This is a genomic window from Paraburkholderia unamae, assembly GCF_003268775.1.
In the GTDB taxonomy this organism is placed as follows: domain Bacteria; phylum Pseudomonadota; class Gammaproteobacteria; order Burkholderiales; family Burkholderiaceae; genus Paraburkholderia; species Paraburkholderia unamae.
This window is the reverse complement of sequence record NZ_QLSU01000013.1, coordinates 178,978-191,979: the sequence shown is the minus strand read 5'-3', so window position 1 is coordinate 191,979 and position 13,002 is coordinate 178,978. Positions and strand designations below refer to the sequence as shown.

The window sequence follows — 13,002 nt, the reverse complement described above, 5'->3', positions numbered from 1 at the left end:
TGCCCGCTTGCCGCGGTCTCCTCGTAGCGGGAATTCAGTGTTCGCCGTTTGCGCGCGCGCCGCGATACCGGGCGCCCACGTGCGTCGCCGGCAGGCGCGCGCCATGAAAGAGTTTCTCGCGCAGCGTGCCTTCGCGATACCCGGTTTTGTACGCGCCGCGTTCCTGCAACGCCGGCACCAGTAGTTCGATCACGTCGTCGAAGCACTCCGGCACGACTGTGCGCGAGAGATTGAAACCATCCACACCGGCCTGTTCGCTCCACTCGATCAAGGTCTGCGCAATGCGCGCAGCCGACCCCACCCACGGCGCCTGGCGGCTGCCGAGCACCATCTGTTCGAGCAGTTTGCGGCGCGTCCATTGCGGACCGGCGCTGCGCGTCACGGCTTCGACATTCGAAACGACGGCCTGGCTCTTGCCGGCGTCGATGGGCTCGTCGAGATCGTAGCGCGCGAAGTCGATGCCAAGCGACGCGGCCGCATGCACGAGCGCCGCTTCGGAACTCACGTAGCGGCGATACTCCTCGAACTTCTCGCGCGCTTCGTCGTCCGTGCGCGCGACGATGAGCGTCGCGCCGAGAAAGACCTGGATATCGTCGGCCGCGCGCCCGGACTGCACCGCCTGGGCGCGAATGTCGCCCACGATCTCCTTCACGCCCTCCATCTTCTGGCCGTTCACGAACACGCACTCGGCATGCGTCGCGGCAAAGCGGCGGCCGCGCGTGGACGACCCCGCCTGATAGAGCACCGGCGTGCGCTGCGGCGAGGGCGCGCACAGATGCATCGCGTCCACCTTGTATTGCGGGCCGCGATGATGGATCGCGCGCACGCGCGCGGGATCGGCGTAGCGGGCCGTCGCTCGGTCTGCGATGACGGCTTCATCGTCCCAGCTTCCTTCCCAGAGCTTGTAGACGACCCCCATGTATTCGTCGGCTAGATCGTAGCGGTCGTCGTGCGCCATCTGGGCGTCGATGCCGATGGCGCGCGCCGCGCTGTCGAGATAGCCCGTGACGATATTCCAGCCGATGCGCCCGCCCGTGAGATGGTCCAGCGTGGACATGCGCCGCGCAAACAGGAACGGCTGCTCGTAGACGAGATTGGCGGTCACACCGAAGCCGAGATGCCGCGTGACGGCGGCCATCGCCGGGATGACGAGCGTGGGGTCGTTCACCGGCACCTGGACCGCGCCGCGCAGCGCGGCGTCGGCATTGCCGCCGTAGACGTCGTACACGCCCAGTACGTCGGCGAAGAAAATGCCGTCGAAAAGCCCGCGTTCGAGCTTTTTCGCGTAGTCCGTCCAGTACTGAAGCTCCGTATAGCGGCTCGACTGGTCGCGGGGATGCGTCCACAAGCCTTGCTGGATGTGGCCCACGCAGTTCATGTCGAACGCGTTCAGACGGATTTCACGTGGCATGTCGGCTCCTGTTCGGCGCGCATGGCGGTTTGGCGACCTCTCGATTGTCATCTACTATAGTGGACGAACGAACACTCATGAAAACGGATTGACTCCGGGTTAACCTGAGTGCACGGCGCTGAGTGCACGGCGCTGAAAGCCCGGCGGCCCTGCCCCACAGCGCGGCGCGAGCACGACCGTATAATCGACCGCCTCCCGCCCGCCGCGAACGCCGACCGAATTCCCAATCTCACGCCAACAGCCCAGGCATGAACCGACCGCTCACCGACCCCACTTCCGCCATCTCCACGCGCGTGCGCATCGAGCGCGAATCGCGCGGCTGGTCGCTTTCGGACATGGCCGAGCGCTCGGGCGTATCGAAGGCCATGATCAGCAAGATCGAGCGCGGCGAGGCGAGCCCCACCGCCACCGTGCTCGGGCGGCTTTCGGGCGCGTTCGGCTTGCAGCTTTCCATGCTGCTCTCGCTGGCCGAGCAGACGGGCGAGCGCCTGAGCCGCGCCGCCGATCAGCCAGTGTGGCAAGACCCCGAAACGGGCTACACGCGCCGGGCCGTCTCGCCGTGCAACGGCGGCATGCTCGAACTCGTGGAGATCGAACTGCCGCCCGGCGTGCGTGTGACTTATCCGGCCTCGGCATTCGCCTTCCAGTATCAGCAGATCTGGGTGCGCAGCGGCACGCTGGTTTTCGAGGAAGGCGAGCAGGTTCACACACTCGAAGCGGGCGATTGCCTGCAACTGGGACCGCCCTCGGCTTGCGCTTTTTTCAATCCCGGCACGGTGCCGTGCGTCTATACGGTGGCGCTGGTGCGCCGCTGAATGCGAGCAATCGCAAAACCGCGCCGCGCCTCCCATCGCTGAAACAGCGCGTCTGACGAGGATTAGCGCCCATCCGGCACATCGCCCCAATGCGAGTAGCCGAATGTGAGCATTTGCTTATATTCTGAAGTCCTCAAGCGGCAATGGCACAGGGCCGCCGCCACACCCTGAGAGACTGACGATGAACGACGTGATACACGCCATGAAGCTCAATCACCTGAGCTTCCCCTCCTCCGACACGGCCGCGACCGCCACCTTCTTCGAACGCCACCTGGGCTTCACGATAGCGGGCACGTGGGACCAGTCGTATATCCTCAAGCGCCCTGGCTACGACGTGGTGATCGACCACGTGAGCGATGGCGCGCCCGCCTGGCCCAAAGCGTTTCATCTGGGCTTCGAACTGCCGGACCTCGACGCCGTGCGCGCACTGTATGAGCGCTTTTCGGCGGAGGGCGTGCAGATGGAAACGGGCATTTTCAACAACGGCCGTGGCTCGCGCTTCTTTTGCCGTGCGCCGGGCGGCGTGATGTTCGAACTGAATACGCGGGCGGACGCTGCGCCGGAATATCGCGGGACGTTCGACAACTGAATCGGGCATAACCGGAAATCGCCGCGGGCTTTCTGTTATTTTAGTTAGTCATGCTATTGAATAAGTGAAGCCGCCTTTGCAATCTCTCTCATGGAGAGCAATATGAACATCCTGACCTCGCCGCCTCTCGCACCGCTGCTGGCACGCCTTTTCGATGAAGCGGATGCTTTCTCGCCGGCAGACATTCCTGATCTCGCCGCGCTCCCGGCAGACGAACGCAACCGGCTCATGCGTAGCAAGACCGAATATCTCGACCTCTATGGCCGGCTCAAGGATGTCGCGCTCCCGGTTTCGCGCGAAACGGGCGGGCTGCTCTACATGGTGGCACGCGCTCGCCGCGCGCGGGCGATCGTCGAATTCGGGACCTCGTTCGGCATCTCGACGCTCCACCTCGCCGCCGCGCTGCGCGAGAACGGCGGCGGCCGCCTGATCACGTGCGAGTTCGAGCCATCCAAGGTGACGCGGGCGCGCGCGAATTTGACGGCAGGCGGCCTTGCCGATCTCGTGGAGATCCGCGAAGGCGACGCCTTGCAGACGTTGAGCGCCGATCTGCCCGAGTCGATCGACTTGCTGCTGCTCGACGGGGCGAAGGCGCTGTATGGCGACATTCTGGGTCTTGTGGAGCCGTACCTCGCACCCGGCGCGTTCATCGTGGCCGATAACGCCGACTACAGCCCCGAGTATCTCGCCCGCGTGCGGGAGCCCGCGAACGGTTACATGTCGATACCGTTCGCCGCGGAGGTGGAGTTGTCGATGCGGGTGGGGTGAAAAATGAGAGCCGCCATTGCACGGCTGATGTTTGCGATCGCGCAAAACATCACGAAACAACGCTGCGCTTGACCAAGAACAGCGTAGTTGCGGGGTGCCTGCTCTTATCCTGTCGTTTCGTTTAGCGAGGGAGACGCTCAGAATGACCGCTACGCATGGCCATGGACACCGCCCCATGAAGCAACGCAAACAAGGCTGGACCGAGAAGCCTGTCAGCGTCGTGCCGATATCCGTACAAAACGCGCTGAGAGACGCCATGCGCGTCGAGCAAGTCTCCGCCGCAGATTTCAATGATCTACTCTGGATCATGGCGCAAGAATCGGCGGGCGTAGTCAATGCCAGGAACGGGGCTTCCACGGCACGTGGCTTGTTTCAACTGCTCGAAGCACAATACGGCCTGAACCCGCACGGTGCGCAATCTTTCGGCAACGCGCAGGAAGAATGTCAGGGCGGGATCCGCTACATTTATGGTCGCTATCATTCAGCCCGTTCTGCAAAGGCATTCTGGCAGCGTCACCACTGGTACTGACCCATGCGCACCCGTCCCGCCGTTCTTGCCGCTCTCGCATTGAGCGCAGCCGCCAGCCTGGCCCATGCGCAAGCCGTACCGACGTTCGAAGATTGTCCCGCCACGGTGGAAACGAAGCACGCCACACCGCGCATTGCGTTTGCCGACGCAAGCGCGCGGCGCTTTCAAACCGTCATACGCGACGCCGCGAAAGGCCCCGTGAACTTCGCGGGCCATTACATTCTCACGACGTGGGGCTGTGGATCGGGTTGCGTCATGGCGGCCGTAATCGACGTGAAGACCGGCCGCACCACCTCATTACCCTTTACGGTTTCCGACTGGCCACTGAACGTGACCGAGCCGCTCGACTTTCACGCAAATAGCTGCTTGCTGGTCGTGCGAGGAAGCCGGAACGAAAGCGCCGAACACGGCACGTATTACTACACGTTCGACGGCAAGGCATTCCGGCTGCGTGCCTCCACTATCGAACCCAGCCATTAATCCATCGGCCTCTCACCGCCCCTTCACCACCCGCCCCCGCTGCAACACATACTCGATGCGCTCGCCGTCACCGGCCACGACGCCGATGTCGGCGAGCGGATTGCCGTCGAGCACCAGCACGTCGGCAATCGCCCCCGCCGCGATCACACCCAGTTCGCCCTTCATGTTGACGATATCGGCGGCCACGCTCGTGGCCGAACGCAGCGCCTCCAGGTTGCCGAGCACCTCGGCGCGAATGCGGAATTCGCCGGTCTGGAACGCATGCATCTCGCCCAGCAGGTCCGAGCCGAAGCCCATCGGCACGCCGGCCTTTGCATAGATTTCCAGCGATTCGCGCCCCTTTTGCTGCACCGAGGCCACCTTCGCCACGGAATCCGGCGGCAGGCCGAACTGCGCGCCGTGCTTGGCCAGCGCGTCGTAGGTCACAAGCGTGGGCACCACGAAGGCGCCGAACTCGCGCATCACCTGCGCCGCCGCTTCGTCCACGAGGTTGCCGTGCTCGATCGTGCGCACGCCGCAACGCACCGCGCGCGCAATCGCCCGGCCCGTGTAGGCGTGCGCCATCACGTAGGTGTTGGCCGCTTCGGCTTCATCGACGATCGCGCGGATTTCGTCTTCGGAATACTGCGTGTTGTTGATGGGGTCCGTGGGCGAGGCCACGCCGCCCGAGGCCATGATCTTGATCTGCGTGGCGCCCTTCTGGATTTCCTCGCGCACGGCAAGCCGCACGCCCTCCACGCCGTCCACCACGCGCGCGATCGCGCCCGTGCGGAAGCAGCACGAGCACGGCTCCAGCAGGTCGCCGCGCGGGCGGAAATCGCCGTGGCCGCCCGTTTGCGAAAGCGCCTTGCCCGAGGGGAAGATGCGCGGCCCGCGCACGAGGCCCGTTTCCACGGCCTGCATCAGGCCCCAGTCGGCGCCGCCGGCATCGCGCACACTCGTGAAGCCGCGCGACAGCATGGCGTCGAGTATCGGCAACGAGCGAATCGCCGCGAGGATATTGGGCTGCACGGCGTTCGCACCCAGATTCGCGTTCGAGGCCAGCACGTGCACGTGGCAATCGATGAAGCCCGGCATCACCGTCTTGCCGCGCACGTCCACCACCTGCGCGTTCGGCAGGTCGAGCGGGCGATCGGTGACTTCCACGATGCGCTCGCCGTCGATCACGACGTGATGATGGTCGAGCAGCACACCTCGTTCGAGATCGAGTACGTTGCCGCCTTTGAGAACAGTGATTGTCATTGTCTGGATTCCTTATTGATGCTTTCAGTTCGCGCGCCGTGGATCCTTCACGTAGAAGGTGCCCACCAGGCTGATTGCGGCCGCAACGATCACATAGAGCGCGGGCGCCATGTTGCTGCCGGTGCGCGCGATCAGCCACGTGATCAGGAACGGCGCGAAGCCGCCGAAGATCGTGACCGCGAAGTTGTAGGCGACCGAAAGGCCGGTGGACAGCACCTTGGTGGGGAACAGCTCGGCGAACGCGGCGAGGATCGGGCCGGTATAAGCCGCGATCAGCACGCCGAACACGGCCTGGAACACGATGAGCGAGGCGAAGCCCGGCGCGCGATTGATCCACGCGAACATGGGCCACGCGAGCACGAGAATGGCGAACGCCGCGCCGCTCAGGAACACGCGCCGGCCCCACACGTCGGCGAGCTTGCCGATAACGGGCGAGCCGCACATGATCATGAACCCGCCCACCATGCCGGCCGCGAAGCCCGTGGATTGCGGCAGATGCAGCGTGCGCACCGAATAGGTCGGCATGTAGAAGAGCAGCACGTAGGTGCACACCGTCCACAGAATGACCATCGAAAAACTCGCGAAGGTTTCGCGCGGGAAGCGCGCGAACACTTCCTTGAGCGGCGAGTTGTCCTTCGCCTGGGCTTCCACGGCGCTGAACGCGGGCGTTTCGTCCATGTGGCTGCGAATGAAGTAGCCGACCGGGCCCACGAGAATGCCGATCAGGAACGGCAGACGCCAGCCCCAGCTATGCAGCGAAGCGGCGTCGAGCGACGACGTCACGAAGGTGCCCGTGGCCGCGCCCAGCAGCACCGCGAAGCCGATGCTCGACTGGATCCAGCTCGAATAGTAGGCGCGCTTGCCGGGTGGCGCGTATTCGGTGAGGAACGCCGTCGCGCCGCCCATTTCGCCGCCCGCGGAAAAGCCCTGGATCAGGCGCGCCACCACGATCAGCAACGGCGCGGCAATACCCGCTTGCTCGTACGTGGGCGCGAGGCCGATGAGCGCGGTGCCGAACGCCATCAGCAAAATGGTGAGCGAGAGCGCCGCCTTGCGGCCCACCTTGTCGGCGTAGACGCCGAGCACGATGCCGCCCACAGGGCGCATGACGAAGCCCACGCCGAAGGTCGCCACCGTGAGCAGGACGGAGGTCAGCTCGTTGCCAGTGGGAAAGAACAGCTTCGCGATGATGACCGCGAAGAAGCTGTACACCGTGAAGTCGAACCATTCGAGCCCGTTGCCGAGCACCGTCGCGATGATGGCGCGGCGGCGCTGCCGGGCGCTCGTCGTCAAGGCGTCGTGCGCGACGCCGGGTGAAAGCGTTCCTTGCATGGTTCCTCCCTCGTTTCCGTCATGCCCATCATGCTAATGACAGCCCGATTAAATTCTGAAACGAAAGATTCGCATGCTTGCATGCGCCAGGCGCATGCCAAACGCTCATGCGGCGCGCTCACGCCACCGTCTGCCTCTCCGCCTGTTCGAACAGCCAGCGCGTGAACAGACGCGCCGCCTGGTTCTGCGCGCGATCGTTGGGCGAGATCACGTAATAGCCCCCGCCGTGGCTCGCCGAACTCGTGCCCACACGCACGAGCAAGCCCTCCTCGATGCATGCGTCGATCATGTAGCGCCAGCCAAGCGCGATGCCCTGACCGAGAATGGCCATCTGCACGAGTTGCGGATAATGATTGATCGTGATGCCCGCCGGGCTCTTCGGCATGGTCACGCCGTTGAGGTCGAACCATTCGGGCCACGACATCCACTGGCGCTGGCCGTCTTCGAGCAGCAGCAGGGCCTCGGCGGCGAGGTCGGCGGGCGCGAGTTCGCGGCCCGCCAGATAGCGCGGCGAGCAAACGGGAAACACCTCTTCGTTGAACAGGCGCCGCGCGGTGAAATGCGCGGGCGCCTGCTGGCGCACGTAGTACACGCCTACATCGAACTCGGCGGGCGACATCGAGGCGAGGCCGTCGCGCACGATCAGGCGCAGCTTGATGTTGGGATGCGCCGCGCGAAACGCGGGCAGGCGCGGCGTAAGCCAGAGCACGGCCACGCCCGAGGAGCACGCAATGGTCAGTTCGAGCTCGCCGTAGTGCTTCATCACGTCGAGCGTCGCTTCGGCGCATTGCGTAAGGAGCCGGTGCACCTGCGCCGCATACTGCTCGCCCGCCATCGTGAGGCGCAGCGAGCGGTGCTCGCGCACGAACAGCGAGCGGCCGAGAAACTCTTCGAGCTGCTGGATCTGGCGGCTGATCGCGCTTTGCGTGAGATGCAGTTCAGCGGCGGCGCGCGTGAAGCTCGCATGGCGCACAGCGGCTTCGAAGGCGACGAGACAAGGCAACGGGGGCAAGGGCGTGATGCGCATGGGATCACCTGGGCGGATCGGTCACGCAAATGTTGCCATACATTGCGCAGCGGCCAACCCGCTGCACGAACCAGGTTGGACGTGCCTCATGCGAAAAAAACTTACTATTGCGTTGAATCTCCAGGCTTTCGCCCCGAAGGGGCGGCGGCCCGGCTGCATGTCTTCCCGGCCAGGTCGCGCGCGCGACCGTGGCAATTGACCAGGCATCAAACCAGGAGGGGCGAAGATGAGTTCAGCTGAGAGTGCGGCTTCCGTCGCGGACGCAGCGCCCTGGCACGCCATGCCGGCCGGGCAGGTCGAACGCCAGCTCAACGTGGACCCGTCGCAGGGGCTCGACGCGCAGGACGCGGCGAGTCGCCTCGGCACCTACGGGCCGAACCTGTTGCCCCAGGGCAAGAAAAGCGGGCCGCTCGCGCGCCTGCTCGCCCAGTTCAACAATGTCCTCATCTACGTGCTGCTCGCGGCCGGCTTCATCAAGCTGATGCTGAACCTGTGGCTGGACGCGTCGATCATCTTCGCGGTCGTCATCCTCAACTCGCTGCTGGGCTTCCTCCAGGAGGGGCGCGCGGAAAAGGCGCTCGACTCGATCCGCAACATGCTTTCCGCCGAGGCGCGGGTGCTGCGCGAGGGAGCCGTGCGCCTCGTGCCCGCCGACGAGGTGGTGCCCGGCGACATCGTGCTGCTGGAATCGGGCGACCGGATTCCGGCCGACATTCGCCTCGTCGAGGCGCGCAACCTGCGCACCGAGGAGGCCGCGCTCACGGGCGAATCCGTTCCCGCCGAAAAGAGCACGGCCGTGATGCCCGCGCAAGCCACGGTGGGCGACCGCGAGAACATGGCGTTTTCCGGCACGATGGTCCTTTCAGGCCGCGCTACCGGCATTGTCGTGGCGACGGGAAGCCAGACGGAGCTGGGACGCATCAACCAGATGCTGGCCGAAGTCAGCGCGCTCGAAACGCCGCTGCTACGGCAGATCAAGAAGTTTGGTTACGTCATTACCATCGCCATCGGCATCATCTGCGTGCTGCTGTTCGCCTGGGGCCACTGGCTCGGGCACATGACCTTCATCCAGTTGTTCCAGGCCGTGGTGGGCATCGCCGTGTCGGTGATACCGGAGGGCCTGCCCGCGCTCATCACCATCACGCTCGCCATCGGCGTGCAGCGCATGGCGAAGCGCAACGCCATCATCCGGCGCCTGCCCGCCGTCGAAACGCTCGGCTCCGTCTCGCGCATCTGCTCCGACAAAACGGGCACGCTCACGCTCATGGAGATGATGGTGACTTCCGTGGTGACGGCCGACGCGCCCTATACGGTAACCGGCGACGGCTACGCGCCCGAAGGCGAGGTCAAGGCCGACGGCAAGCCGCTCGATGCCGCGCCGCAGGTGCTCGCGCTCATGGGCCGCGTATCCATTCTGTGCAACGACGCCGGACTGTTCGAGGAAGAAGGCAAATGGAAGGTCGAGGGCGACCCGACCGAAGGCGCGCTCTATCCGTTCGCGGGCAAGCTCGGCATGGACCGCGCGGCGGAAACGGCCGCCGCGCCGCGCATCGACGCCATTCCCTTCGAGTCCGAGCACAAGTTCATGGCCACGCTGAACCGCTCGGCCGAGGGCGAGATGCTGCTCGTGAAGGGCGCGCCCGAAGTCATCATCGACCATTGCGACCGCCAGCAAACCGCAAGCGGCCCCGCCCCGCTCGAGCGCGAGCGCTTCGCACGCGAGGGCGAGCGGCTCGCCTCGCAGGGCGAGCGCGTGCTCGCGCTCGCATGGCTGCCGGAGCCCGGCCTCGCGACGGGCAACCTCGGCCCGCAGGATCTGCCGAAGACGCTCGTGCTGCTCGGCCTCGTGGGCCTCATGGACCCGCCGCGCAAGGAAGCGATCGACGCCGTGCGCGAATGCCACGGCGGCGGCATCCGCGTCACGATGATCACGGGCGATCATAAGGTCACGGCCGCGGCCATCGCGGGCATGCTCGGCATCGGCGACGGCAAGACGGCCGTGGCGGGCACCGAGATCGAGGCGATGAACGACGCCGCGCTCCAGGAATGCGTGCGCAACGTCGATGTGTTCGCACGCGCGAGCCCGGAGCACAAGCTGCGGCTCGTCAAGGCGATTCAGGCCAACCGGCAGGTGGTCGCCATGACGGGCGACGGCGTGAACGACGCACCGGCGCTCAAGAAAGCCGATATCGGCGTGGCCATGGGCATCAAGGGCACGGAAGTCACAAAAGAAGCGGCGGGCATGATTCTCGCCGACGACAATTTCGCCTCGATTTCCGCGGCGGTGAAGGAAGGGCGCACGGTCTACAACAACATCGAAAAGGCCATGCTGTTCCTGCTGCCCACGAACATCGCGCAGGGCACCGTGATCGCGGTCGCGATCCTGTTCGCCTTTTCGCTGCCCATTACCGCGCCGCAGGTGCTGTGGGTGAACATGGTCACGTCGGTCGCGCTCGGCCTCGTCATCTCGTTCGAGCCGCACGAGCCGGACGTGATGGGCCGCCCGCCGCGCCAGATCGACCGGGCGATCGTCACGCCCTTCGGCATCTGGCGCATCCTCTTTGTCGGCGCGGCGCTCGTGCTCTATACGCTCGCGGCGTTCTTCTGGATGAAGTCGCAAGGCGCCTCGGACCCGCTCGCGCGCACGGCCGCCGTCAACGCCATCACGATGGGCCAGGTCTTTTATCTGCTCAATAGCCGCTCGCTCGTCAACTCGTCGCTCTCCCTGCGGGCGCACAAGGGCAATCCGTATCTCTGGTATGGCATTGGCGGCGTGATCGTGCTGCAACTGCTGTTCACCTACGCCCTGCCGTTCCACGCGATCTTCGAAACCGAAGCGCTGCCGCTTTCGGCCTGGATCTGGCTCGTGGCCGGCGCCGTGCTGTTCTTCTTCGTTGTGGAGCTCGAGAAGTTCGTGATCCGCTCGATCCCGGCGCTCAAGCGTTCGGTCACCCCGCAGCAGCGTAGCGCGAGCGCAAGGTCGTACCATGACGCGTAAGATCGCTTCGATGAGCTGAATTATCCTTGCCGTCCTGCCCAGAGAGGACCCATTGCCATGCTGCCCGGTGCTAACCTGAATCTGCTGGAGATTATCGGATTGCTGGTCGGGGGCCTCGCCCTGTTCCTGTTCGGGCTGGACCTCATGACGGGGGCGCTCAAGACCATAGCGGGCCCGCGCCTCCAGTCGCTGCTGGGCTCGCTCACCGCCAACCGCTTTCGCGGCGTGCTGGCAGGCGCGGGCATCACGGCGCTGCTGAACTCCTCGACCATCACCACGGTCTTGCTGGTGGGCTTCGTCTCCGCGCGGCTCATGACGCTCCAGCAGGCGGTCCCCATGATCATGGGCGCCAACATCGGCTCGACGCTCACCGCGCAGATCATCGCCTTCAACATCTCGGCGATCACGCCATACATGCTCGGCGGCGGGTTCCTGCTGTACAGCTTCGCGAAGCGCGAGATGGTGCGCGAGTTCGGCGGCGCGCTGCTCGGCCTGGGCCTTCTCTTTCTCGGCATCGAGATGATGGGCAACGCCACGCGGCCCTTGCGCGATTACCAGCCGTTCATCGACGCCATGCAGAACATGCGCAATCCGTTGATCGGCATTGTGATCGGCGCGGTGTTCACGGCCATCGTGCAAAGCTCGGCGGCCACGCTCGCCATCGTCATCGCGCTCGGCAGCCAGGGGTTGATTCCGCTCGAATCGGGCATTGCGCTCATACTCGGCGCCAACGTGGGCACCTGCGGCACGGCGCTGCTCGCGTCGATCGGCAAGTCGGCGGAGGCCGCGCAGGTGGGCATCGTCCACCTGCTGTTCAATGTGATAGGCGTGCTGTTCTTCGCCTTCGTGATTCCACAGTTCGCCGATTTCATCCGTATGATCTCGCCCTCCGCGCCCGAGCTGACGGGGGCGGCGCGGCTCGCGGCCGAAACGCCGCGGCAGGCCGCGAACGCGCACACGGTGTTCAGCGTATTCAGCACCTTCGTGCTGATCTGGTTCACCGGGCCCATCGGCAAGATCGCCGAACGCCTCGCACCCGCGGCGCGCGAGGGATGGCAGGACCCGGGCGTGCCACGCTACCTCGACGAGACGCTCGTCGAAATGCCGGCGCTCGCCATTGCCCGCGTGCAGCTCGAACTGGCTTCGCTCGGCAAGCAGGTGCAGGTGCTGGTCGAGCATAGCGCGAGGCTCGTGGTCGAAAGCTCCACGCAGGCACTCTCCACGCTCACGAACGAAGACAAGGCCGCGGACACGCTCAGCACTGCCGTGCTCACCTATATCGGCAAGCTCTCCGACTCGGTGCAGAGCGACGACGAAGGGCGTCAGGTCGTGGATCTCGCGCGTATCGCCACTTGCCTCGACGCGATTCGCGAAGTCGCCACGACGAGCATGCTCGCGCTGAGCCAGCGGCGAGTCGCGCAAAGTACGGACATGAGCTTCCTGCGCGGGCCGGCGATGATCGATTTCGCGACTTCGGTGATCGAGCATTTCACGCTCGCCGTGCAAACGGTCTCGCATCCCGATGCCGATGTCGCGACGCGCATCGTCAACGCCAAGGCCGATATCGAGGCGCTGTCCGACCAGGCGCGGCAGAGCGTCATGTCCGCGGTGCAGTTGCGCAACGAAGGCGCCGCCTTCGCGTTCCGCTTCGCCAACGACATGATCGAGCAGCTCAACGAAGTGGCGCGGCTGTCGCGCGCCATCGCCAAGGCCACGCGCTGGCTGCACGACGTGAAGGTGGCCGATCCGGAATCGGATGCGCAGCCGGAGCCGGCGGCAGAAACCGCGTAAGCGGCTGTGTGTGTGAGGGT

The 13,002-nt window shown here is 65.2% G+C and carries 11 protein-coding genes; 7 read left to right on the top strand and 4 right to left on the bottom strand.

Annotated elements, in window-relative coordinates; all coding sequences use genetic code 11:
- Nucleotides 1-34 precede the first annotated feature (34 nt).
- Nucleotides 35-1,411: an LLM class flavin-dependent oxidoreductase gene (locus tag C7401_RS22360; RefSeq protein ID WP_112173578.1), complete on the bottom strand. Its 1,377-nt coding sequence runs from the start codon at nt 1,409-1,411 to the stop codon at nt 35-37.
- A 248-nt stretch (nt 1,412-1,659) separates the two neighbouring features.
- Here C7401_RS22360 and C7401_RS22355 point away from each other — a divergent pair, with 248 nt between their 5' ends.
- The 5 genes from C7401_RS22355 to C7401_RS22335 all read left to right on the top strand — a co-directional run bounded on the left by C7401_RS22355 (nt 1,660) and on the right by C7401_RS22335 (nt 4,592).
- On the top strand, nt 1,660-2,226 hold the full coding sequence (locus C7401_RS22355; RefSeq protein ID WP_112173577.1) for a helix-turn-helix domain-containing protein: 567 nt from the start codon (nt 1,660-1,662) through the stop codon (nt 2,224-2,226).
- A gap of 202 nt (nt 2,227-2,428) precedes the next feature.
- Nucleotides 2,429-2,815 (top strand): VOC family protein, encoded by a 387-nt coding sequence (locus C7401_RS22350; RefSeq protein WP_112173640.1) that lies wholly within the window; start codon nt 2,429-2,431, stop codon nt 2,813-2,815.
- Nucleotides 2,816-2,917: 102 nt separating this feature from the next.
- Nucleotides 2,918-3,583, top strand: a complete 666-nt coding sequence (locus C7401_RS22345) for an O-methyltransferase (RefSeq protein ID WP_112173576.1) — start codon at nt 2,918-2,920, stop codon at nt 3,581-3,583.
- 175 nt (nt 3,584-3,758) lie between these two features.
- Nucleotides 3,759-4,112, top strand: coding sequence for an aggregation-promoting factor C-terminal-like domain-containing protein (locus C7401_RS22340; protein ID WP_258397188.1), 354 nt, complete (start codon nt 3,759-3,761; stop codon nt 4,110-4,112).
- A 3-nt stretch (nt 4,113-4,115) separates the two neighbouring features.
- Complete coding sequence (locus C7401_RS22335; RefSeq protein ID WP_112173574.1) at nt 4,116-4,592, top strand: hypothetical protein; 477 nt, start codon at nt 4,116-4,118, stop codon at nt 4,590-4,592.
- 12 nt (nt 4,593-4,604) lie between these two features.
- Here C7401_RS22335 and C7401_RS22330 read toward each other — a convergent pair whose 3' ends face one another.
- The 3 genes from C7401_RS22330 to C7401_RS22320 all read right to left on the bottom strand — a co-directional run bounded on the left by C7401_RS22330 (nt 4,605) and on the right by C7401_RS22320 (nt 8,193).
- Nucleotides 4,605-5,834 (bottom strand): metal-dependent hydrolase family protein, encoded by a 1,230-nt coding sequence (locus C7401_RS22330; protein WP_112173573.1) that lies wholly within the window; start codon nt 5,832-5,834, stop codon nt 4,605-4,607.
- A gap of 24 nt (nt 5,835-5,858) precedes the next feature.
- Nucleotides 5,859-7,166, bottom strand: coding sequence for an MFS transporter (locus tag C7401_RS22325; RefSeq protein ID WP_112173572.1), 1,308 nt, complete (start codon nt 7,164-7,166; stop codon nt 5,859-5,861).
- 118 nt (nt 7,167-7,284) lie between these two features.
- Nucleotides 7,285-8,193 carry a LysR substrate-binding domain-containing protein gene (locus C7401_RS22320; protein ID WP_112173571.1) on the bottom strand — a complete coding sequence of 303 codons (909 nt, stop codon included), beginning with the start codon at nt 8,191-8,193 and terminating at the stop codon, nt 7,285-7,287.
- Between the two features lie 226 nt (nt 8,194-8,419).
- Here C7401_RS22320 and C7401_RS22315 point away from each other — a divergent pair, with 226 nt between their 5' ends.
- Both C7401_RS22315 and C7401_RS22310 read left to right on the top strand, forming a co-directional pair.
- Entirely contained in the window at nt 8,420-11,191 is a 2,772-nt protein-coding gene (locus C7401_RS22315) for an HAD-IC family P-type ATPase (protein WP_112173570.1), read from the top strand.
- Nucleotides 11,192-11,248: 57 nt separating this feature from the next.
- Complete coding sequence (locus C7401_RS22310; RefSeq protein WP_112173569.1) at nt 11,249-12,982, top strand: Na/Pi cotransporter family protein; 1,734 nt, start codon at nt 11,249-11,251, stop codon at nt 12,980-12,982.
- Nucleotides 12,983-13,002: the final 20 nt, after the last annotated feature.